At 62.5% G+C, this 21,910-nt stretch carries 16 protein-coding genes and 1 tRNA gene; 10 read left to right on the forward strand and 7 right to left on the reverse strand.

Going from position 1 to position 21,910, the window contains the following annotated elements; genetic code table 11:
* Nucleotides 1-91: 91 nt before the first annotated feature.
* Nucleotides 92-167, reverse strand: a tRNA-Val gene (locus RT688_RS09145).
* Between the two features lie 592 nt (nt 168-759).
* On the opposite strand from RT688_RS09145, the gene RT688_RS09150 reads away from it, so the two are divergent.
* The 3 genes from RT688_RS09150 (at nt 760) to RT688_RS09160 (ending at nt 4,875) form a co-directional block, all read left to right on the forward strand.
* The gene (locus tag RT688_RS09150; protein ID WP_313704560.1) at nt 760-2,571 is read left to right on the forward strand and encodes a S8 family peptidase; all 1,812 of its coding nucleotides are present in this window, start codon (nt 760-762) and stop codon (nt 2,569-2,571) included.
* A gap of 214 nt (nt 2,572-2,785) precedes the next feature.
* The gene (gene dinB, locus RT688_RS09155) at nt 2,786-3,892 is read left to right on the forward strand and encodes a DNA polymerase IV (RefSeq protein ID WP_313704562.1); all 1,107 of its coding nucleotides are present in this window, start codon (nt 2,786-2,788) and stop codon (nt 3,890-3,892) included.
* Between the two features lie 86 nt (nt 3,893-3,978).
* Entirely contained in the window at nt 3,979-4,875 is an 897-nt protein-coding gene (locus RT688_RS09160; RefSeq protein ID WP_313704564.1) for a recombination-associated protein RdgC, read from the forward strand.
* Nucleotides 4,876-5,121: 246 nt separating this feature from the next.
* Here the strand turns inward: RT688_RS09160 and RT688_RS09165 are convergent, their stop codons facing one another.
* Both RT688_RS09165 and RT688_RS09170 read right to left on the reverse strand, forming a co-directional pair.
* Nucleotides 5,122-6,720, reverse strand: a complete 1,599-nt coding sequence (locus RT688_RS09165) for a catalase (protein ID WP_313704565.1) — start codon at nt 6,718-6,720, stop codon at nt 5,122-5,124.
* A gap of 92 nt (nt 6,721-6,812) precedes the next feature.
* Nucleotides 6,813-7,298, reverse strand: a complete 486-nt coding sequence (locus RT688_RS09170; RefSeq protein WP_313704567.1) for an asparaginase domain-containing protein — start codon at nt 7,296-7,298, stop codon at nt 6,813-6,815.
* Between the two features lie 138 nt (nt 7,299-7,436).
* On the opposite strand from RT688_RS09170, the gene RT688_RS09175 reads away from it, so the two are divergent.
* A complete protein-coding gene (locus tag RT688_RS09175; protein ID WP_313704568.1) occupies nt 7,437-8,192 on the forward strand; it encodes an L-asparaginase in 756 nt (251 codons plus the stop codon).
* A 204-nt stretch (nt 8,193-8,396) separates the two neighbouring features.
* On the opposite strand, the gene RT688_RS09180 is transcribed toward RT688_RS09175, so the two are convergent.
* Nucleotides 8,397-9,386, reverse strand: a complete 990-nt coding sequence (locus RT688_RS09180; RefSeq protein ID WP_313704569.1) for a D-2-hydroxyacid dehydrogenase family protein — start codon at nt 9,384-9,386, stop codon at nt 8,397-8,399.
* A gap of 348 nt (nt 9,387-9,734) precedes the next feature.
* Here RT688_RS09180 and RT688_RS09185 point away from each other — a divergent pair, with 348 nt between their 5' ends.
* Complete coding sequence (locus RT688_RS09185) at nt 9,735-11,600, forward strand: phosphoenolpyruvate carboxykinase (GTP) (RefSeq protein ID WP_313704570.1); 1,866 nt, start codon at nt 9,735-9,737, stop codon at nt 11,598-11,600.
* 200 nt (nt 11,601-11,800) lie between these two features.
* On the opposite strand, the gene RT688_RS09190 is transcribed toward RT688_RS09185, so the two are convergent.
* Together RT688_RS09190 and RT688_RS09195 are read right to left on the reverse strand one after the other, a co-directional pair.
* Nucleotides 11,801-12,277: a hypothetical protein gene (locus RT688_RS09190; protein WP_313704571.1), complete on the reverse strand. Its 477-nt coding sequence runs from the start codon at nt 12,275-12,277 to the stop codon at nt 11,801-11,803.
* 13 nt (nt 12,278-12,290) lie between these two features.
* The gene (locus RT688_RS09195; RefSeq protein ID WP_313704572.1) at nt 12,291-12,746 is read right to left on the reverse strand and encodes a DUF2214 family protein; all 456 of its coding nucleotides are present in this window, start codon (nt 12,744-12,746) and stop codon (nt 12,291-12,293) included.
* Nucleotides 12,747-12,946: 200 nt separating this feature from the next.
* Here RT688_RS09195 and RT688_RS09200 point away from each other — a divergent pair, with 200 nt between their 5' ends.
* Complete coding sequence (locus RT688_RS09200; protein ID WP_313704573.1) at nt 12,947-13,744, forward strand: lipid-binding SYLF domain-containing protein; 798 nt, start codon at nt 12,947-12,949, stop codon at nt 13,742-13,744.
* Between the two features lie 203 nt (nt 13,745-13,947).
* Here RT688_RS09200 and uvrA read toward each other — a convergent pair whose 3' ends face one another.
* Nucleotides 13,948-16,797 carry an excinuclease ABC subunit UvrA gene (gene uvrA / locus RT688_RS09205; protein WP_313704574.1) on the reverse strand — a complete coding sequence of 950 codons (2,850 nt, stop codon included), beginning with the start codon at nt 16,795-16,797 and terminating at the stop codon, nt 13,948-13,950.
* A gap of 513 nt (nt 16,798-17,310) precedes the next feature.
* Here uvrA and ssb point away from each other — a divergent pair.
* The 4 genes from ssb to RT688_RS09225 all read left to right on the forward strand — a co-directional run bounded on the left by ssb (nt 17,311) and on the right by RT688_RS09225 (nt 21,868).
* Nucleotides 17,311-17,808 carry a single-stranded DNA-binding protein gene (gene ssb, locus RT688_RS09210; RefSeq protein ID WP_313704575.1) on the forward strand — a complete coding sequence of 166 codons (498 nt, stop codon included), beginning with the start codon at nt 17,311-17,313 and terminating at the stop codon, nt 17,806-17,808.
* 67 nt (nt 17,809-17,875) lie between these two features.
* Nucleotides 17,876-18,982, forward strand: coding sequence for a hypothetical protein (locus RT688_RS09215; RefSeq protein WP_313704576.1), 1,107 nt, complete (start codon nt 17,876-17,878; stop codon nt 18,980-18,982).
* Between the two features lie 330 nt (nt 18,983-19,312).
* Nucleotides 19,313-19,489, forward strand: a complete 177-nt coding sequence (locus RT688_RS09220; RefSeq protein WP_313704577.1) for a hypothetical protein — start codon at nt 19,313-19,315, stop codon at nt 19,487-19,489.
* A 252-nt stretch (nt 19,490-19,741) separates the two neighbouring features.
* Nucleotides 19,742-21,868: a tetratricopeptide repeat protein gene (locus tag RT688_RS09225; protein ID WP_313704578.1), complete on the forward strand. Its 2,127-nt coding sequence runs from the start codon at nt 19,742-19,744 to the stop codon at nt 21,866-21,868.
* The last annotated feature ends 42 nt before the right edge of the window (nt 21,869-21,910 follow it).

The raw sequence follows: 21,910 nt of genomic DNA on the forward strand, positions 1-21,910 counted from the left end.
ACCCGCGACCCCCGGCGTGACAGGCCGGTATTCTAACCAACTGAACTACCGCTCCGTTTTTTCTGATCGTTACTTCGATCGAACTCTGATCTGGTGGGCGCTGAGAGGGTCGAACTCCCGACCTAATCCTTGTAAGGGATCCGCTCTACCAACTGAGCTAAGCGCCCGCTCTCTTTTCAGAGTGTTCGTCTGACGTTTGTCACCACGTCCGAAGAGGCCCGAATCATAGCGTACGGCTTCGAGATCGCGCAAGGGTTTTTCAGAAAAATATGCAAAAGGCGTCTTTTCGGCGCGGCCGGCCGGCATCGGTATCGGATCGCGTTTGGCGTCCTCAGGCGGCGCGGACGGTGACCGGTTCATACACCTTGGGTGTGAAATTTGAATTTAACTTTTGATTACACGAACCTGACAAGGCACAAAGTCGCGCCCGCTTGCGGACTTTTTTTATGCTTATCGAATAGGCAAATCTCTTGTTCTATACGCAAAGTAATTGATGTTGTAGACATGCCAATGAAGTTCAGCCATATGTTATTTGGCGTACATACAAACTTTACAAATAAACGATGTTTTTGTTAACTCAGCCGTAAAAATCGTTGCGGAAACGCGTCAAACGGTTGGAAATTCCCTGCGCGCATATTTACTCAGGAGTAGTCTTTTGAAGCCGCCAGCCGAGGGCACTCCGGTACGGAGATGACCGGGGAACCATAAAACAGGGCAGCTTTTTGCCTTGACGGAAAACTAAACAACAAAGGACGAAACATGAAGTCGACGCATTCGATCTATCCGAGCTTGTTGAAAGTCACTGCAGCACTGGCCATCGTCGTGGGTCCGCTCCACGCCTCGGCCGCCGTCCCGGATGCCGTTCCCGGCGCCGCCCAGCAATCGCAGTACATCCTGCACACCGATCGCATGATCGTGAAGTACAAGGATGCCAAGGTCGTCAATGGCCGCGCCTTCGTGCCGGCCGTGACCGCGGCGCGCCAGGCGGTCGTCGACCGCGCCGGCCAGGATTTCGGCGCCAAGCTGCAACCGATGCACAGCATCGCCACCGGCGCGCACGTGATGAAGATGAACCGCAAGCTCTCGCTGGCCGAAGCCGGTGCGCTGGCCAAGGAAATGATGGCGCGTGACCCGTCGATCGAATATGCCGAGCCGGACCGCATCATGACCAAGATGATGACGCCGAACGACCCGCGCTACACCGAGCAGTGGCACTACTATGAAGCCACCGGCGGCCTGCGCCTGCCGGCGGCCTGGGACAGCTCGACCGGCACCGGCGTGCGCGTCGCCGTCATCGACACCGGCTACCGTCCGCACGCCGACCTGTCGGGCCAGATCCTGGCCGGCTACGACTTCATCTCCGACACCGCCGTCGCCAACGACGGTAACGGCCGCGACAGCGACGCGTCCGATCCGGGCGACTGGGTCTCCGCCAGCGAATGCTATGCCGGCAACCCGGCGTCGGGCTCGAGCTGGCACGGCACCCACGTGGCCGGCACCATCGCCGCCGCGACCAACAACGGCGTCGGCGTGGCCGGCGTCGCTTTCGGCGCCAAGATCGTGCCGGTGCGCGTGCTCGGCAAGTGCGGCGGCTACACCTCGGACATCGCCGACGCGATCGTCTGGTCCTCGGGCGGCAGTGTCAGCGGCGTGCCGAACATCGCGGCCCGCGCCCAGGTGATCAACATGTCGCTGGGCGGCGGCGGCGCCTGCGACACCACCACCCAGAACGCGATCAACAGCGCCCGCTCGCGCGGCACCGTCGTGATCGTCGCGGCGGGTAACGAAAACCAGAACGCCTCGAACTCGAGCCCGGCCAACTGCTCGGGCGTCGTGACCGTGGCCGCGACCACTCGCGCCGGCGGCCGCGCTTCCTACTCGAACTACGGCACCGTGGTCGACGTGGCGGCGCCGGGCGGCGGCACCGGCGGCAGTATCCTGTCGACCCTGAACAGCGGTACCAGCTCGCCGGGTTCGGACAGCTATGCCGGCTACCAGGGCACCTCGATGGCGACCCCGCACGTCGCCGGCGTGGCGGCCCTGATGCTGGCGAAGAACGCGGCGCTGACGCCCGACCAGATCGAGTCCAAGCTGAAGAGCACGGCGCGCGCCTTCCCGGCGACCTGCTCGGGCTGCGGCACCGGCATCGTCGACGCGGCAGCGGCGGTGGCATCGGCCACCGGCACCACCCCGACGCCGGGCCCGACCATCAACGAAACCGAGTCGAACAACACGATCTCGACCGCGAACGCCGTCAGCACCAGCGGCACCACCGTCAACGGCACCATGAGCGCCAGCACCGACACCGACTACTTCGTGGTCCAGCTGCCGGCCGGCAAAACGCTCACGGCAACGATGACCCCGGGTTCGTCGACCGCCGACTACGACCTGTACATCTACAACAGCGCCGGCACCCAGCTGGCCTACAGCGAGAAGAGCGCCGGCGCGGTCGACAGCGCTTCCGTGTCGAACACGACCACCGCTACTTCGGCACGTTATGTGCGCGTGAAGTACTACAGCGGCGGCACCGGTTCGACCAGCGGCAAGTACACGCTGAACCTGGGCTGGTAAGCACAGTCAAAACAGTCGAGTCCCAAGGGTGAAAGACGCGCGGCTTGCCTCGCGTCTTTTTTTGTTTGTCCGTAGGGTGGGCTCTCGAGCCCACGCGGTGATCGATAACGGCGCCGATGCCGGACCCGATGATCTCGCTGCAAACCATCACCGCGTGGGCACGGCGTGCCCACCCTACTTGCACGGAATCGCAATTGACGAGATACTGTATGGAATGACAGTAGTCGGCTCCGCCGCCGCCCGAGTGAACGCCCCCGCACGTAAAATCATCCATTGCGATTGCGACTGCTTCTATGCGTCGGTCGAGATGCGCGACGATCCGTCCTTGCGCGGCCGGCCGCTGGCCGTCGGCGGGCGGCCGGACCAGCGCGGAGTGATCGCGACCTGCAACTACGAGGCGCGCCGCTACGGCATCCATTCGGCCATGGCCACCGCCCAGGCAATGAAGCTGTGCCCGGACCTGCTGGTGATCCCGCCGGCGATGGAGAAGTACCGGGTCGCATCGACCCAGATCATGGACATCTACCGCGACTACACGGACCTGGTCGAACCGCTGTCGCTGGACGAGGCCTACCTCGACGTCTCGAACTCCCCGCACTGCAAGGGCAGCGCGACCCTGATCGCGCAGGAGATCCGGCGCCGCATTTTCGAGACCGTCGGCATCACGGCCTCGGCCGGGGTGGCGCCCAATAAATTCGTGGCGAAGATCGCCAGCGACTGGAACAAGCCCGACGGCCTGTTCCTGGTGCGTCCGGAAGAGGTGGATGCCTTCGTTGCCGCGCTGCCGGTGAAGAAGTTGCACGGCGTCGGCAAGGTCACGGCCGCCAAGATGAACAGTCTTGGCCTGAAGACCTGCGCCGACCTGCGCGGCTGGAGCCTGCAGAAGCTGCAGGAGCACTTCGGCAGCTTCGGCGCGCGCTTGCACGACCTGTGCCGGGGCATCGACTACCGCGAGGTGTCGCCCGAGCGCGAACGCAAATCGGTCAGCACCGAGGAAACTTTTACGCCCGACGTGCCGGATTTGCCGGGCTGTTTGGCCTTGCTGCCGGATTTGTATGAACACCTGCTGGGGCGTATTAAACGCAACGGTGCCGAAAAGTTCATCAACAAGCTGTTCGTGAAGATCAAATTCGCGGACTTCCAGCAGACCACGGTCGAGTGTGTCGGTTACGCGCCACACTTGCCGAGCTATGCGCGCCTGATGGAAATCGGCTGGCAACGGGCCAGCCGCCCGGTCCGCCTGCTGGGCGTCGGCGTGCGCCTGGGCGAGACCGAAAATGTCGAGCAGCTCAGCCTGTTTGACGAACACACAACACATTGAATTGTTGGTGTTGCCTGCCAAAAATAGTGCGACATCAGCGTGTAAAATGTCGTTCCCCTGAAATACTGAGACAACAGAAAGCAACTATGTGGTTCAAGAATCTTCAGATTTACCGCCTGCCCCAGAACTGGGCGTTCACCCCTGAACAAATGGAAGACGCGCTGCAGTCGCAGGCCTTTACGCCGGCCAGCAGCAATGAACTGCTGCGCCAGGGCTGGGATTCGCCGCGCGGCAACGGCAAGCTGGTCCACGTGGTCAACAAGCAGATGCTGATGATGCTGGGCACGGAGAAGAAACTGCTGCCGAGCTCGGTCATCAACCAGGTGGCCAAGGCCAAGGCGGCCGAACTGGAAGAACAGCAGGGCTTCCCGCCGGGCAAGAAGGCGATGAAGGAACTGAAGGAACGCGTGGCCGACGAACTGCTGCCGCGCGCATTCTCGATCCGCAGCAATGTCTGGACCTGGATCGACCCGGTCAACGGCTGGCTGGTGGTCGATGCCGCCAGCCCCTCGAAGGCCGACGACGTCATCAAGCTGCTGCTCAAGGCGGTCGACAAGCTGCCGCTGGAATCGCTGCGCGTGCAGCGCTCGCCGGTGGCCGTGATGACCGGCTGGCTCGAGTCGGACGAGGCGCCGTACAACTTCACGATCGACCAGGACACCGAACTGCGCGCCACCGGCGAAAGCCGCGCCGCCGTGCGCTACGTGAAGCACTCGCTCGATCCGGAAGACATCCGCCGCCACATCGCCTCGGGCAAGCAGTGCACCCGCCTGGCGATGACCTGGAACAGCCGCATCTCGTTCGTGCTGACCGAATCGCTGGCGATCAAGGGCGTCAAGCCGCTGGACGTGATCAAGGAAGGCGAAACCGTCACCTACAGCGACGATGAGCGCTTCGACAACGACATCATGCTGATGACCGGCGAACTGGCCAAGATGCTGACCGACGTGGTCGAGGCGCTGGGCGGCGAGGCGAAGGCGTAAGAACGCCTGCGGCGCTTGCCGGAGGGCGTAGGGTGGACGGCTTCGCCGTCCACGCGTTCAAACCACCTGTGAATAGCAGCGATATGGTTTGAACATGTCCGTCGAACGCGTGGACGGGGGACCCGTCCACCCTACGGGTCTGATCATGTGCCGCACCGCGTGGGTACAAGTACCCACCCTACGAAAATCAAAAACAAAACGGACCCTCACGGGTCCGTTTTGCTTTGCCGACCCAGCAAGCACAGCTTACTTCGCGCCCACCTCCTCGCTGGTCGCCGGCTCCTCGCTCCTGCCATCGGTATAGGTCGCCCCTTGCCGGTCCGCGTGCGGCGCCGGCTTGCCCGGCAGCGGCGGCAGGGCCTTGGCCTTCTCAAGGTCGATGCCGGCGATCTGCGCCACGCGGCGGCCGTAGTCCTCGTCGCAATGCCACAGGTGCCACACCATGCGCAGCTGGATCGGCTCCGGGCACTGTTTCAAATCGCCGCCGACGTTGCTGACCAGGTCGTCGCGCTCCCAGTCTTCGAAGCTACGGTAGCGGTCGCCGGCCTGTTTGTAGTCGGCGGCGGTCGAGGTGGTCTGGTAGCGGCCCAGGTGGCCTTCCACGTACTGGTGGTAGTCGCGCTGCGGTTGCGGCGCTTCCTGCATGCCGCCCAGCAGGCTCGGCTCGTAGTTGATGTGCTTGTTCTCTCCGCCGTCGTCGACGTAATACGTCATCTGGCCGTCGCGCTGGTTGGTCTTCGCGCGCGCCTTTTCCTGCGGCGCGTTGATCGGCAATTGCAGGTAGTTCGGGCCGACCCGGTAGCGCTGGGTGTCGGAGTAGGACAGGGTGCGGCCCTGCAGCATCTTGTCGTCCGAAAAATCGATGCCGTCGACCAGCACGCCGGTGCCGAAGGCCGACTGCTCGGTCTCGGCGAACACGTTGTCCGGGTTTTTATCCAGCACCATGCGGCCCACCGGCAGCAGCGGGAACTGGTCTTCCGGCCAGCGCTTGGTGTCGTCGAGCGGGTCGAAGTCGAGCTCGGGGTGCTCGCCGTCGGCCATGATCTGCACGCAGAATTCCCATTCCGGATAGTCGCCGCGCTCGATCGCCTGGTACAGGTCGCGCGTGGCGTGGCTGGTGTCGTGGGCCTGGATCTCGGACGCCTGCTGGCTGGTGAGGTTGCGCACGCCCTGGCGCGGCTGCCAATGGAATTTCACGAGGTGGGCCACGCCCTCGTCGTTCACCAGTTTATAGGTGTTCACGCCCGAGCCTTCCATTTCGCGGTAGTTGGCCGGGATGCCCCATGGGCTCTTGACCCAGGTAACCATGTGCAGCGATTCCGGGTGGTTCGCGATGAAGTCGTAGAAGCGCCAGGGTTCCTGCTGGTTGGTGACCGGGTCCGGCTTGAAGGCGTGGATCATGTCCGGGAACTTGATGGCATCGCGGATGAAGAAGACCTTCAGGTTGTTGCCGACCAGGTCCCAATTACCCTCGACGGTTTTCAGTTTCACGGCGAAGCCGCGCGGGTCGCGTGCCGTTTCCGGCGACTCCTTGGCGCCGATCACGGTCGAGAAACGCACGAACACGGGCGTCTGCACGCCGATCTCGTTCAGTACTCTGGCGCGGGTGTACTTGCTGGCCGGTTCGTTGCCGATCTTGCCGTAGGCCTCGAAATAGCCGTGGGCGCCGGTGCCGCGCGCATGGACCACGCGCTCGGGGATGCGCTCGCGGTCGAAGTGGGTAATCTTTTCGATGAACTGGTAGTTCTCGAGGGTGGCCGGACCGCGTTCGCCGACGGATCGCAGCGACTGGTTGTCGCGCACGGGATGACCCTGGCGGGTGGTCAGGATGGGACGGTCTGACATGGAAACTCTCCTCTCTGGTCGCGGGAGAGAAAAGTATAGGAAGTTCTTAGCGGGGGCAGCGCTATGCTGCCCCCAAGAAAACCCGAGACTGCTTACAGCGGCTGGAACACGCCGGCGGCGCGGTTCTTGGTGACGTTGTCCCAGCTGAACACTTGCCCGTTCATCGCCACGTAGACGCCGGGCGGCAGGGTTTGCGCCACGCCGCAGGCGAAGCCGAGGTTGAACAGCGCGTCCGAATTCGCGATTTCATAGGGGATCATGGCGCCGGTCAGCACGATGGTTTTATCCAGCTGCGCGCCGCCGAGCACGCCCGCGGTTTCGCGCATGGTGTCGGTGCCATGGACGATGACGATCGCCTTCTCGGAAGCGGCCTGGCAGGACGCCAGCACACGCTGGCGGTCGGGGTCCTGCATGTCGAGCGAATCGAGCAGCGGCAGCACTTCGAGCTCGACGGGAATGGTCATGCGGGCACGCGCGATGACGGCTGGCAGGTGGCTTTCGCCGAAGCCGAGCACGCCGTTCAGCTCGTTGTAGTGTTTGTCGAAGGTACCGCCGGTGGCAATGAGTCGCAAAGTCATATCGGTTTGTAAAGGCAGTGAAAAAAGGTGGGTAATGATAGCCGCAAACGGTAGTGTATCTGTATGTGACTACGCTAGAATCAGTCGGATCGGATGAGTAAACTGACCTTTTTTTCAGGCATTTGCCTAAGTTAGAACATGAAAGCCGTTGCTCCAGGAACCGTTATTTTCCACCGTCATCGCGGGTATGGCGTGATCACCCACGTCAACCTGTTGACCGGGTGGATCTCCGCGCGGTTCGGCAGCGAATCGCGCACGCTCGACCTGAATTTGTCGAGCGACGAAGTGCAGCATGCCGATGGCGAACCGATCCTGTTTCGCCGCACGCCGCCCGACCGCATGCCGCATGCGCGCCTGATGGCCGTGGTGCGCGAACTGCACAAGGCCGGCTACCAGAAGCTGTATCTGTATTCCTGGCCGAAACCTTCCGGCCTGCACTGGCGCTGGCACCTGTTCACCGGCCAGCGTAACTGGATGCAGCGCTCCTGGCGCGAAGGCTGGTATGGCTCGGGCGCCGACTACAACAACAATCCGGTGATGGGCTGGGGAGATTCCCCGGGCGCCAGCACCGACGAGCTGATTCATGCGTTGGCGAAGTTCGACCCACAGGGCCTGGCCCAGGCCCTGGGCCGCGACGAAGACCACACCGCCTGGTTCGCCGATGTCTGCGAGCTGCTGCTGCCGGGCTACATGTATAGCCTGAACATGGAGCGTCCCGCCGGCGGCGGCCTGGTCGAGGCGCCGCCGGTGCCCGTGGTGCCGGTACGCGCCGGGGTAAAACCCTACGCCGGTCCCGACATCGGCTGGCCGCCGGGCTGGGCCGGATTGTGGACGGGAACCCACGTGATGCCGGCGCGGCGCATCAGGCTGGCGGGCGAGCCGGAGCTGGGCTGAGCTTGGAGCTCATCGTTTTCCACGTTCGCTTGAGCTAGACCTGTAGGGTGGACGGCTCTGCCGTCCACGCGTTCAACGGGCGGATGCGTTATCGGCTGGCTGTCGTGCGGATTTGTGCCCTTGAATGCCTGACTTCCCGACATGCACGCACTGATTGAACGCGTGGACGGGAGACCCGTCCACCCTACATTCCTTCGTTCGGCTTTACGACGCTAATGCTTCCGGATTGAGGATATTCGTCGGCGTCCCCGCCGCGAAGTTGACGATGTTCTCGAACGCCGCCTTGAAATAGATCTCGTAGCTGTCCTGCTCGACGTAACCCAGGTGCGGCGTCGCCAGCACGGTCGGCATCTTCAGCAGGGGCGCGTCCGGCGCCAGCGGCTCGCTGGTGAACACGTCCAGGGCCGCGCTGCCCGGGTAGCCGCGCCGCAATGCTTCCTCGAGCGCGCCTTCCGCCACCAGTTCCGCACGGCTCGTGTTCACGAACAAGGCATCCGGCTTCATGCGCGCCAGGTCCTCGGCGGTCACGATGCCGCGCGTGGCGGGCCCCAGCCGCAGGTGCAGGCTCAGCACGTCGGCCTCGGCAAAGAAGGCCGCGCGCGATAGCGCCGCGCTACAGCCATCGGCCACGGCCGCGGCGCGGCTGGTTTCGCTTCCCCAGACCATCACCTGCATCCCGAAAGCCTTGCCGTAGCCCGCCAGCATGCGACCGATCTTGCCGTAGCCCCAGATCCCGAGCGTGCGCCCGTGCAGGGCGCGGCCCAGGCCATTCAGTTGCGGGTTGACCGAGACGGTCTGCCAGACCCCCTCCTTCAAATTGTTCGCGTACGGCAGGATCTTGCGGCTGGCGGCCATGATCAGGGCCCAGGTCAGCTCGGCCGGCGCGATCGGTGAGCCGACACCTTCGGCAATCGCGATGCCGCGCGCGCTTGCCGCCGCCACGTCCACGTGCCCGCTGACCTTGCCGGTTTGCGAGATCAGTTTCAGGTTCGGCAGCTTGTTCAGCAATGCCGCCGGGAACGCGGTGCGCTCGCGGATCAGCACCAGCGCATCGAAGCCGGTCAGCCGGATGGCGAGCTGGCCCACGCCGCGCGCCGAATTATTGAACACTTTGACCTCGTGACCGTCCAAAATTTTGTAACAGTCGAGACCCGGGACGACGTTCTGGTAATCGTCAAGAATGGCAATTTTCATCGAAGTTGGCCGAAGTTATTGATGAGTACGTAAAGGAATAACACGATCTGGAGGAATCAAAGTAGCCCACTACTTTAGTCAACTATATTTCCTACATTTTTGCGGCCGAAGAGCTTGTGCATCGGTTTCAGGGGTGTACAATCGCCCGAATATTAAGGGTTTGACACCACCGTTTCATATATCAGACCCGGCTGCACCGTTCCACTCGGCTCGCCAGGCGAGCTTGTCGACATGACCGCCGTACCGCCGCGCTCGCCCGAGCGAAGGGATTCACAACGCAGTCCCGGGCCCACGACGATCTGCCGTGCCGGGACAAGACCAGAATTCTTTATTGGCATTGGAGGTACTATGAACCAGCCCGTGATGGGCGGCGTCGCCGCACTGAACGTTCCAGCTTACATCAAACACCAAAAGCTCATCAATTGGGTCGCGGACATCGCCGCCCTGACGAAGCCTGACGCCATCTACTGGTGCGACGGTTCCGAGGAAGAGTACGACCGCCTGTGCGCGCAGATGGTCGAAGCCGGTACGATGAAGCGCCTGAATCCGGAGAAGCGTCCGAATTCCTACCTGGCCCATTCCGACCCGTCGGACGTGGCGCGCGTGGAAGACCGCACCTTCATCTGCTCGGCAACCAGGGAACAGGCAGGCCCGACCAACAACTGGATGGATCCGGCCGAGATGCGCACGACCCTGAACGGCCTGTTCGACGGCTGCATGGCCGGCCGCACGATGTACGTGGTGCCGTTCTCGATGGGCCCGCTCGGTTCGCCGATCGCCCACATCGGCGTCGAGCTGTCCGATTCGCCGTACGTCGCGGTCAACATGCGCATCATGACGCGCATGGGCAAGGCCGTCTACGACGTGCTGGGCGAGAACGGCGACTTCGTGCCGTGCGTGCACAGCGTCGGCATGCCGCTGGCCGCCGGCCAGCAGGACGTGCGCTGGCCGTGCAACAGCACCAAGTACATCGTCCACTACCCGGAAACCCGCGAGATCTGGTCCTTCGGCTCGGGCTACGGCGGCAACGCCTTGCTCGGCAAGAAGTGCTTCGCGCTGCGCATCGCCTCGAACATGGGCTACCAGGAAGCGCAGGCAGGCGGCACCGGCTGGCTGGCCGAGCACATGCTGATCCTGGGCGTCGAGTCGCCGCAGGGCGAGAAGAAATACGTCGCCGCCGCCTTCCCTTCGGCCTGCGGCAAGACCAACTTCGCCATGCTGATCCCGCCGACCTCCTTCGACGGCTGGAAGGTCACCACGATCGGCGACGACATCGCCTGGATCAAGCCGGGCGCGGACGGCAAGCTGTACGCGATCAACCCGGAAGCCGGCTACTTCGGCGTGGCCCCGGGCACCAACGACAAGACCAACTCGAACTGCATGTCCTCGCTGCGCGAGAACGTGATCTTCACCAACGTTGCACTGACCGACGACGGCGACGTCTGGTGGGAAGGCATGACGAAAGAGGCCCCGGCGCACCTGATCGACTGGCAAGGTAAGGACTGGACCCCGGCGTCCGGCACCAAGGCCGCGCACCCGAATGCCCGCTTCACCGTGGCCGCCACCCAGAACCCGGTGATCGACCCGGCCTGGGACGATCCGGCCGGCGTGCCGATCTCGGCCTTCATCTTCGGCGGCCGCCGCTCGACCACGGTGCCGCTGGTGACCGAGGCGCGCGACTGGGTCGAAGGCGTCTACATGGCCGCGACCATGGGTTCGGAAACGACCGCCGCCGCCGCCGGCCAGATGGGCGTGGTGCGCCGCGATCCGCTCGCGATGCTGCCTTTCATCGGCTACAACATGAGCGACTACTTCCAGCACTGGCTCGACCTCGGCAAGAAAGTCGCGGAGAAGAACGCGGCCGCGCTGCCGAAGATCTTCTGCGTCAACTGGTTCCGCACCGACGAGCAGGGCAATTTCGTGTGGCCGGGCTACGGCGACAACATGCGCGTGCTGAAGTGGATCCTGGAGCGTACCGAAGGCCAGGCCGGCGGCAGCGAGCACCTGTTCGGCACCTCGCCGGACTACGGCGACCTGAACTGGGACGGCCTGGAATTCACCCAGGAACAGTTCGTGCAGATCACCTCGATCGACAAGGACGCCTGGCGCGAAGAACTGAAATTGCACAGCGAGCTGTTCGAGAAGCTGGCCTACCATCTGCCGCAGGAGCTGGTGGAAACCAAGGCCAAGCTGGAAAAGCAGCTGGCGCAGTAAGTTTCTGAGGAGGGGCGGCGCGTGTTGAGCGCCGTCACGTGAAAAAGGGCAGGGCCGTGTGGTCCTGCCCTTTTTTTATCGGTGTTGTCGTTTCGTAGGGCGTAGGGTGGGTTCTCGAACCCACGCGGTACGTCAGGTGCGCAGTCGTCATGTGTACGCGAGATCGCCACGGCCAAACAAGGTGGGTTCGAGAACCCACCCTACGCAAGCGTCGTCACTTCGATCTTGTTTCCGCCATACCCATCGAACACACGCCGGTGCCTCGCATACGACATCGCATCGTCCCGCGTGTAATACCCCGCCACCCAGTCGAGCAGGAAGCTCAGCTTGCTCTGCTGCGCCTCCATCGAGGCATACTTGTGCGGCTCCCATGGCCGCTTGCGGTTGTTTTCCAGGCAGACATCCAGCCCTGGATTCATGAACACCAGTTCCGAGCAATGGGGCAGCGCCGCTTCCACCAGGTCGCCGTAGCAGCCTTCCGCGACCCAGGCCGGATGCCTGTCGACGAAGGCCCGCAGGTCGGCGTGCACCTGTTCAGGCGCGCGCGGCACCGCGATGTGTCCCGGCTCCCAGACGATGGTGTCCATGTCCAGGTGCACCAACCCGTGCCGTGCCGCCAGGGCCTGCGCCCGATGCGACTTACCCGATCCCGAATTTCCCATGATGAGTACGCGCATGGATTCTCCTTGCTCAGCCAAGACCGACGCCGCGCGCCATCGCCGCGGCAAAGATCGGGATCAGCGCGAACACGTGGATTTCCGCCAGCATCACCCGGCGCAGCTTGCCCACTTCCTGCAGCGAGGGCACGAAGCCGGCATCGGCTTTCGCCGCCTTCTGCCAGGCCGCGATGCGCAGCGTCGGCTGGATCGACAGCAATCCGACAACGCCGAAGGCGGCGATCTTGGCCCAGAATACGGGATTGTGCAGGTAGAAATCCGGTCCCTTGGCGCCGTACCAGACGCGGACGAAGCCGGCGGCGAGGATCGCCAGCGCCAGCATGCCATAGGCGGCATCGAAGCGTCCCAGCAGCCGGACCGTTTGCGCCGACATGGCGGCCGGGCGCATCAGCGCCAGTTCGGCCGCCAGCACGGCCGCGATGCCGAAGACGATCAAGTGGTGGACGATGGCAAGCAGGAGGTCGCTCATGGTCAATATCCTGGACATTGAAGATATGCCAATGTCGTCGCGTATCTCGGCAGTGTCAAGACCGATGCGCTTCGCCATGCGCTGTGGCATGATGCGGAGACCCTATTTCCCGTTTTCAAACTGGCGCTCCCTGTTCCATGTGCGGTTTAGGCTCTTCCTGTTCCAATTCACCTGAGGAGGGCCGAGTCATGAAAACGACCATGAAGCAACTCGCTGCGACTTCTTTTGCCGTCTTGCTGGCAGGAGCGGCCGGGGCGGCCAGCGCGCAGGTCGGGGCGGCGAAGGAAGCCGGCACCCCGGGCACCACGCGCCAGCAGAAGGAAATGAAAAAAGGCATGGAACACGTCCAGAAAGCCGTGCGCGTGGTGCACCAGATGCAGGCAACGCCGGAAATGCGTGCGCTGCTGCAGCGTTCGAAAGGCGTGTTCGTGGTGCCCGACTACGGCACCGCGGCGCTGGGCATCGGCGCGCGCGGCGGCGCCGGCGTGCTGCTGATGCGCAACGGCGACACCTGGAGCAACCCGGCCTTCTATAACTTCGGCGGCGTCAGCATCGGCGCCCAGGCCGGCGCAGAAGCCGGCGCCATCGCCTTCGTGCTGAACGACCAGAAGGCCATGAACAGCTTCATGCAGAACAACAAGTTCTCGCTGAATGCCGATGCCGGCCTGACGCTGGTGGATTGGTCGAAGAAGGGGACCGGCGCGGCCGGCTGGGGCAACATCACCGCCTGGTCGAACACCGAGGGGCTGTTCGGCGGCGCGGCGATCGGCGTGGACGACGTCGACTACGACGAGGACGAAACTTCGGGTTACTACGGCCGCCAGGTGGCGGCACGCGAGGTCCTCGGCGGAAAGGTCACCAATCCCCACGCCGCCGAGCTGCGCCAGGCCCTGGCTTCAGCCTCCAGCGGCAAGGGCGCGTCCAGCATGGGCAGCAGCGGGACGGCCGGCACCAAGTCCGGCGACAAGGAAACCAGGAGCGACGAGCGCAGCCGTTAAGCCCGCTCCTTGAACGCCGACGCGTAGACACGTAGGGTGGGTTCTCGAACCCACCTTGGCGCGGCAGGCATAGGGTCGAGACCTTGTGCGGGCGCGGCCCTCGACGGCGGTGTATGCAGCCAGCTGGCCGGCCATGAAAAAAGCCCGGATCCGCATGTGCGGTTCCGGGCTCACTCTCGTGCTGACGCTTCCTTAGCGGCGCATCACGCCTTCAACAACGGCTTGAGGTACTTGCCGGTGACGCTGGCCGGGTTCCTGGCTACGTCTTCCGGCGTGCCGGTGGCGACGATGGTGCCGCCGCCGGCGCCGCCTTCCGGACCGAGGTCGACGATCCAGTCCGCGGTCTTGATCACGTCCAGGTTGTGCTCGATGATGGCGAGCGTGTTGCCCTGGTCGCGCAGGCGATGGATAACTTTCAGCAGCAGGTCGATGTCGGCGAAGTGCAGGCCGGTGGTCGGCTCGTCCAGGATGTACAGGGTACGCCCGGTATCGCGTTTCGACAGTTCCAGCGACAACTTCACGCGCTGCGCCTCGCCGCCCGACAGGGTGGTCGCGCTCTGGCCGAGCTTAATGTAGCCGAGGCCCACGTCCAGCAGCGTTTGCAGCTTGCGCGCGATCACCGGCACCGGCTTGAAGAACTCGTGCGCGTCCTCGACCGTCATCTCCAGCACTTCGGTGATGTTCTTGCCCTTGTACTGCACTTCCAGCGTTTCGCGGTTGTAGCGCTTGCCGTGGCAGACGTCGCACGGCACGTACACGTCCGGCAGGAAGTGCATCTCGACCTTGATCACGCCGTCGCCCTGGCAGGCTTCGCAGCGGCCGCCCTTCACGTTGAACGAGAAGCGGCCGGCGCTATAACCGCGTTCCTTCGCAGTCGGCACCGTCGCGAACAAATCGCGGATCGGCGTGAACACGCCGGTATAGGTCGCCGGGTTCGAACGCGGGGTGCGGCCGATCGGCGCCTGGTCGACGGAGATCACCTTGTCGAAGTGCTCGAGGCCGTGGATGGCGTCATGCGGCGCCGGCTCGGTCTGCGAGCCGTACAGGTGGCGCGACAGCGCCGGGTACAGTGTGTCGTTGATCAGCGTCGATTTACCCGAACCCGAGACACCCGTCACGCAGGTCATCAGGCCGACCGGCAGCGTCAGGTTCGCCTTCTTCAGGTTGTTGCCGGTCGCGTTCGTGATCACGAGCTGGCGCTCTGGATTGGCCGGGGTGCGCTTCTTCGGCACCTCGATCTTGCGGCGGCCGTCCAGGTACTGGGCGGTGAGCGAGTGCTCGTTCTTCATGATCTCTTCGAGCGAACCCTCGGCGATCACGGCGCCGCCGTGCACGCCCGCGCCCGGACCCATGTCGACGATGTAGTCGGCAGTGCGGATCGCGTCCTCGTCGTGCTCGACCACCAGCACGCTGTTGCCGATGTCGCGCAGGTGCTTCAGGGTCGCGATCAGGCGGTCGTTGTCGCGCTGGTGCAGGCCAATCGACGGTTCATCCAGCACGTACATCACGCCGGTCAGGCCGGAGCCGATCTGCGACGCCAGGCGGATACGCTGCGCCTCGCCGCCCGAGAGCGTATCGGCACTGCGGTCGAGCGACAGGTAATCGAGGCCGACGTTGTTCAGGAACTTCAGGCGCGCCGTGATTTCCTTGATCACGCGCTCGGCGATGTCCCTTTTTGCGCCGGTCAGTTCCAGCGACTCGAAGTAATCCAGGGTTTCGCGCAGCGGACGGTCCGATACTTCGTAGATCGCGCGCTGCTGCGCTCCTTGCCCGATCTTGACGAAGCGCGCCTCGGTGCGCAGGCGTGCGCCCTCGCAGGCCGGGCATTTCTTCTCGTTGATGAACTTGGCCAGCTCTTCCTTGACCGCCATCGAGTCGGTCTCGCGGTAGCGCCGCTGCAGGTTGTTCACGACACCCTCGAAGGTGTGCTCGCGGATCACGGTGCGGCCGCGCTCGTTCACATAGGTGAACGGGATCGAGGTTTTACCGGAACCGAACAGCACGGCTTCCTGGGCATTCTTCGGCAGCTTCTCGAACGGCGTGTCGAGGTCGAAGTCGTAATAGGCCGCCAGGTTCGACAGCATCTGGAAGTAGAACTGGTTGCGGCGATCCCAACCCTTCACGGCGCCGGAGGCCAGCGACAGGTTCGGGAAGGCGACGATGCGCTTCGGATCGAAGAACTCGATGTGACCCAGGCCGTCGCACTCCGAGCAGGCGCCCATCGGGTTGTTGAACGAGAACAGGCGTGGCTCGAGTTCCTGCAGCGAATAGCCGCAGACGTTGCAGGCGAACTTGTTCGAGAACACGGTTTCCTTCTCGGTGTCCATCTCGAACGCGACGGCGCGGCCGTCGGCCAGGCGCAGTGCGGTTTCAAAACTTTCGGCCACGCGCTGCTTGATGTCCGAATTCACCTTGACGCGGTCGATGACGACGTCGATCGAGTGCTTTTCCGTCTTTTTCAGCTTCGGCAGTTCGTCGATCTCGTAGATCTTCGCCGGGTTCACGCCGCTCTGGATGCGGAAGCGCACGAAGCCCTGCGCCTGCATGGTCGCGAACAGGTCGCTGTGCTCGCCCTTGCGGCCGGCCACGACCGGCGCCAGGATCATCAACTTGGTGCCTTCGGGCATGCTGAGGACGGCGTCGACCATCTGCGAGACGGTCTGCGCGGCCAGCGGCTCGTGCGGGTGGTCCGGGCAATAGGGCGTACCGACGCGCGCGTACAGCAGGCGCAGGTAGTCGTGGATTTCGGTCACGGTGCCGACCGTCGAACGCGGGTTGTGCGACGTCGCCTTCTGCTCGATCGAGATCGCCGGCGACAGGCCTTCGATCAGGTCGACGTCCGGCTTTTCCATCAATTGCAGGAACTGGCGCGCGTAGGCCGACAGCGACTCGACGTAGCGGCGCTGGCCTTCGGCGTACAGGGTGTCGAAGGCGAGCGAAGACTTGCCCGAGCCCGACAGGCCGGTGATGACGATCAGCTTATTGCGCGGCAGGTCGAGATTGATGTTCTTCAGATTGTGCGTGCGGGCACCACGAATACGAATTTCTTCCATTAATTTTTGGCAGGCTTTCAATAAGTTTGTGCGGGCCGCGCACGATACTGTCGCGGTGAGCGGGCCAATCGAGGGGAATCTGCTAGTTTAGCCGTTTTTTGCTTCGGCTGTACGTTTATCCAGTGGTGGGTGTATCAGCGCTGGCAAGCTGATATGCCTTCCTGGCAAGGTCTACCGGATTTCCCGTCCCTGGTGGGACGTATGTGTGCCGTTTCCGCCCGGGTTCAATGTCAAACCGTTCAGAATCCGAAAATAAATTCTCGATTTGGCGAATTTTGCATGGCCGGGAAGCTTGCTGCAGACCCGTAGGGTGGGCGGCTTGCCGCCCACGCGTCCAAGCACATGTAGAGGAACCCTGACCTGATTCCAACTCTCAAAACCCTTTGTCGAACCGCAAAAAATCCTCTTTAACTCAGGCGGCAACGGCCCCATAATAGCGTGCTGCAGCACCCAGTTCCCTGACGCTTAGTCATGTGCAGAGTCAGGGCTCACATCAATTCAAGGAGTCACACCATGGCATCAGTCAACAAGGTCATCATCGTCGGCAACCTGGGCCGCGATCCCGAAATCCGCTACATGCCGAGCGGCGATGCGATCGCGAACATCGCGGTTGCGACCTCGTACAAATCGAAAGACCGCAACACCGGCGAACAGAAAGAGCTGACCGAGTGGCACCGCATCTCCTTCTTCGGCCGTCTCGCTGAAATCGTCGGCCAGTACCTGAAGAAAGGTTCCTCGGTGTACGTCGAAGGCCGCCTGCAGACCCGCAAGTACACCGACAAGGACGGCATCGAGCGCTACGCCACCGACATCATCGCCGAGAACATGCAGATGCTCGGCGGCCGCCAGGGCATGGGCGGCGGCAACGACATGGGCATGGACGACGGCGGCTACGACGCCCCGCAACGCCCGGCCCCGCGCCAGGCCCCGCCTGCACCGCCGGCCCGTCCGCAGCCGCAGCAGCGTCCAGCACCGAACTTCTCGGACATGGACGACGACATTCCGTTCTAAGCTTAACGATCAGAAAAAACCCGCAGAGCTTCTGCGGGTTTTTTTTATCCTCAGGAAGAGGTTGTGTGTGACACTTATTGCATCGTATGTAATTGATGGGTTCCCTCTTGTATTCGGCGATTTGCTGATCACAGGCGAAGTCTCGAGCCACGAACGCCCTGTGGCAGTTCCCGCTCAAGGTGAAGTACAAGCGTTTTTTGGTAACTTTGGCTGGGGAATTTCCGGATTGACCCAGAAAGTCAATATTGTCAGTGAAAATTGTGTCATAGCATGGGCTGGAAGTTGGCTCGGTGCTCGTATTGCGATTTCAGGCCTGCGTGACCTTGCGAAGCAAAAGGACCTTACTGCAAGCAGTATTATTTCTTTTCTTGCTGCAGATCCGGACTTGAAAAACCATTCGGCGCATTTTGTCGGCCTGGTTTCTCAAGAAGAAGGTCTGTGTATGTTTCAATATGGCGCCGAGGCGTTCCAAAGCGAGTCGTTGGGTACGGTGTACGTGGCAGGAAGCGGTGCGGAGGCGATACGAGAATTTTCTACGATCTTTTCTGGAATGGCTACGAACGCACGTGGGGCAGTCACCAATGCCGCAATGGGCATTTCCAAAAGCCTCATGATGGGAGGCCTGCTGCTTCAGGCAGAGCTGCATGGAGGCTACAGTGCCCCGACTTTGCGTAATATGTTTGGTGGTGGTTATGAGATCGCATATTACGCAGATGGGCGAATGCAAAAGGTTCCGGAAGTCACATTTTTGTTTTGGGATGTAAGATTAACGCGTAATGATAGCGACATATTCTTGCCATTTCTAGTGGTAAAACAGGCCTATATAGGTGACTATTTACTAATGCGAAGCATTCGTTTCGGTGAAAGTCATGACAAGCTTACTCCGAATGTATTGGATGAGCAGCGCCATGTGGTTGCTCCAATCTTTGCTTCAGAAAATCGACCCACTGAGGTTCAACTGCGCTCTCTCGCATTCGCATCAAGACTGTTGTGTCACTGTGTAATTGTTCATGATGATATAAAAACCTTAGGCATCCATACGAAAGTCCAGGGCTATGATCCCCAGGCGGAAGGCGAAGTTGTTTTTATCGAAGAACAGGATGGCCTGCGTTTCAAGGTCCATCAGAACCTCTTGGATAAATTGCTCAAAAATTCCGAAAGATTCCGTCCTTGAGCTCTTATCCTGGCATGTCTCGACATGATTGACCCGAAGGAAGTGCGTGGAGCTGAGCTGCATATCTGTCTATCTGGGGGACGCTGACTGTCCATTCCTGTCGAGGAAGCCGTTGTCATAGCCGCAGATTGCGACACGCAAGTAGCCGTGATTGGAGCGAGACTGCCCATGTCGCGTTGCGTTTCGCTCTCCAGTCGTTCGCTTGGGCACGCCGTTTGTCAACATCGTCGGACTATCCATCCTGCCAGTAGCCGAGCCATCCTGCCCTGCTAAGATCGTTCGGCACCGCCGGTGTGAAGTTCTTTCCACGATAAAAATGAAAGAAGAACGATGAAACTGACACTCAAGAAATTTGCGTTTGTATTGAGCCTGGGACTGGGCCTGGGCGTTTCGGCATCCGTTTCGGCGGGCAGCGTCGACTGCGACACGCTGGCGCTGAAATGCGAGAGCGGCAACGCGTATGCCTGCCAGCTGTGGGACATCAACTGCTATTCCTACGAAGGCTGATCGCCACAAACAGCCGCGCCGGAGAGCCGGCGTCCGCCACCTACAGGCCCGCCAAACATATGGTGGGCTTTTTCTTTTCTAAACGAGCCTGCGCAGTTATCGGCCGAACAATTTTTAGCGGCTTCATGCTTTAATGCAAAGTTTAGTGCCTCAGGATATGGGGACGATGGCGGGAATGGGAGCGAATCGTTGTGGGTCCCCGACCGTCAAGGGCATGCCCGCCATGATTACTTCGTTCAACCAAGAGAAAGCATGCGTCACAAGATTTCCCTACTCATGTTGCTTCCGGCATTGATGTGCAGCGCGGCCACGGCCGGCCTTCCACCACTACGCCACCAGGCGCCAATGCATACCGCGCCGGATCCGCGACAGGACCTGTACGAAAGGGCCCGCGCCTACGAAACCGGCGATGGCGTGGCACAGGACTATTTTCAGGCGGCGCGCCTGTACTATACGGCGGCAGAACAGGGGCATGCCGATGCCCAGAACAGCCTGGGCCTACTATACGAAAACGGCCAGGGCGTCCTGCCGGATCCGGTGGAGGCGGCGCGCTGGTACCGCAAGGCGGCGGAGCAGGGGCACGTGGCCGGCCAGTTCAATCTCGGCCTGGTCTATGAGTTCGGCAAGGGGGTGGACCCGGATGCGACTCAAGCTTTTGCCTGGTACCGCAAGGCGGCCGAGCAGGGCGATTCGGACGCGCAGAACAAGGTCGGTCACGCCCTCGAGAGTGGCAAGGGTGTCGAGCGCGATGACGCCGCGGCGCTTGTATGGTATCGCCTGGCCGCGGAGCAAGGCGACCGCTACGCCCGGACCAACCTGGCCGAGATGTATCTCGACGGCCGCGGCGTGCCGCGCGATCCGGTCCAGGCCGTGGCCTTGCTGCGGGAGGCAGCAGGACAGGGCCACGAACGTGCGCAGTATTTGCTGGGAATCTGCCATGAAAGCGCCCGTGGCCTGCCGAAGGATGAGCAGGCAGCGCTGCGTTTGTACGAACAGGCCGAGAAGGGCGGGGAGGAAGGCGCCTCGCTGCGCCTGTTGCGCCTCCGTCTCGATGGTGTGGGGGGAAAGGCCGCGGAGCAGGAAGCGCGGCGGCGCCTGGCGCAGGCGGAAAAGGAGAAAGATGTCGAGCTGTTCGGACGTCTGGGACGCCTGTATCTTGCACTGCACAAGCCGGTGCAAGCTGAACCGGTCCTGCAGCGCGCCCTCGCCCTTGCGAAGCGCGATTCTGGCGCCGACCCGCAGGTGGAGCAGGCTCTGCTCGACCTGCTGGCCGAAGGCCTCGTCGCGCAGCAGCGTTTCGAGGCCGCTCACCCCCATTTCGAACGTGCGCTCACGCTGACGGAACAGCACGCCGGCGCCGCTCCGTTGCAACTGCTGCAGCGTGTGCAGAACTTGGCGCGCAACCACCTCAACCGCTCTCAATATGTGTTGGCCGAACCTCTTTATCAGCGTGCATTGCATCTGGCCGAGACGCTACCCGGCGACAGCAGTGAGGAACTGCTGGATGTGCTCGATGAGCTGTCTTTCCTGTATATGAGTGCGGAGCAGCTGGAGCAGGCGGACGCGATGCTGCAGCGCTACCTGGCCCTGGTCGAGAAGGCGGAGCAGTCAAACGACCCGAAACTCGCCACGGTGCTGGGCAGGCGCGCCTACGTCGATACGCTGCGCGGCGCATTTGATCGTGCAGAGGCCGCGAACAAGCGCGCACTGGCCATCCACGAGTTACGCCAGGGGCCGGAAAGCAGCAGCGTCGCTACCCGGCTGAACGAGCTGGCAGCGGTGTACCGGTTGCAAGGGCGTTTCACCGAAGCCGAGGGCTTGTTCAAGAAGGCGATCGCGATCCGAACCGCACTCGACGGCAAGGACAACGTCCGCCTGGCGCCGCTCCTGAACAATCTCGGTGGCCTGTACAGCGAGATGGGGCGCTACAAGGAAGCGCAGGCGCTGTGCTTGCGCGGACTCGCCCTGCGCAAGAAGACGCTGGATCCGGACCACATCGATTTCGCTTTCAGCCTGCATGAACTGGGCGCGATCCTGGCCCGCCAGGACAAGTTGAAGCAGGCGCAGCCTTACTTGGAACGCGCGCTGGCGCTGCGCGAACGCCATCTGGGTGCCCATCATTCGGAAACAGCCAGCAGCGCCTATGAGCTGGGCAGCCTCTACCTCGCGCAGGCAAATTACCGCGAGGCCGAGCCGCTGCTGGAGCGCGCGCTGGCGATCCGCACGAAGCTGATGCTGCCGACCCATCCGCAGCTGCGGCTGGCGCGCGAGCGCCTGGCCGCCCTCTACCGCAAGACCGGGCGCGAGGATGCCGCGGCCGTCCTGGCTTGCGCGGACGAGTGCGCGCCACCCGTGGCGCTGGCCGGCGCCGCGCAATGACGCCGCCGGCGCCGGTCGTCCACGGCCGGCGTCCCTGCCGCG

The organism is Massilia sp., assembly GCF_032106685.1.
Lineage (GTDB): Bacteria > Pseudomonadota > Gammaproteobacteria > Burkholderiales > Burkholderiaceae_D > Telluria.

Bases quoted from the DNA above. Each gene is read 5' to 3' on its own strand.
- RT688_RS09160 (WP_313704564.1), top strand. From the start codon at position 3,979: ATGTGGTTCAAGAATCTTCAGATTTACCGCCTGCCCCAGAACTGGGCG.
- RT688_RS09195 (WP_313704572.1), bottom strand. From the start codon at position 12,746: ATGAGCGACCTCCTGCTTGCCATCGTCCACCACTTGATCGTCTTCGGC.
- RT688_RS09200 (WP_313704573.1), top strand. From the start codon at position 12,947: ATGAAGCAACTCGCTGCGACTTCTTTTGCCGTCTTGCTGGCAGGAGCG.
- dinB (WP_313704562.1), top strand. From the start codon at position 2,786: ATGACAGTAGTCGGCTCCGCCGCCGCCCGAGTGAACGCCCCCGCACGT.
- RT688_RS09225 (WP_313704578.1), top strand. From the start codon at position 19,742: ATGCGTCACAAGATTTCCCTACTCATGTTGCTTCCGGCATTGATGTGC.
- RT688_RS09220 (WP_313704577.1), top strand. From the start codon at position 19,313: ATGAAACTGACACTCAAGAAATTTGCGTTTGTATTGAGCCTGGGACTG.
- RT688_RS09150 (WP_313704560.1), top strand. From the start codon at position 760: ATGAAGTCGACGCATTCGATCTATCCGAGCTTGTTGAAAGTCACTGCA.
- RT688_RS09165 (WP_313704565.1), bottom strand. From the start codon at position 6,720: ATGTCAGACCGTCCCATCCTGACCACCCGCCAGGGTCATCCCGTGCGC.
- RT688_RS09170 (WP_313704567.1), bottom strand. From the start codon at position 7,298: ATGACTTTGCGACTCATTGCCACCGGCGGTACCTTCGACAAACACTAC.
- RT688_RS09180 (WP_313704569.1), bottom strand. From the start codon at position 9,386: ATGAAAATTGCCATTCTTGACGATTACCAGAACGTCGTCCCGGGTCTC.
- RT688_RS09175 (WP_313704568.1), top strand. From the start codon at position 7,437: ATGAAAGCCGTTGCTCCAGGAACCGTTATTTTCCACCGTCATCGCGGG.
- uvrA (WP_313704574.1), bottom strand. From the start codon at position 16,797: ATGGAAGAAATTCGTATTCGTGGTGCCCGCACGCACAATCTGAAGAAC.
- ssb (WP_313704575.1), top strand. From the start codon at position 17,311: ATGGCATCAGTCAACAAGGTCATCATCGTCGGCAACCTGGGCCGCGAT.
- RT688_RS09190 (WP_313704571.1), bottom strand. From the start codon at position 12,277: ATGCGCGTACTCATCATGGGAAATTCGGGATCGGGTAAGTCGCATCGG.
- RT688_RS09185 (WP_313704570.1), top strand. From the start codon at position 9,735: ATGAACCAGCCCGTGATGGGCGGCGTCGCCGCACTGAACGTTCCAGCT.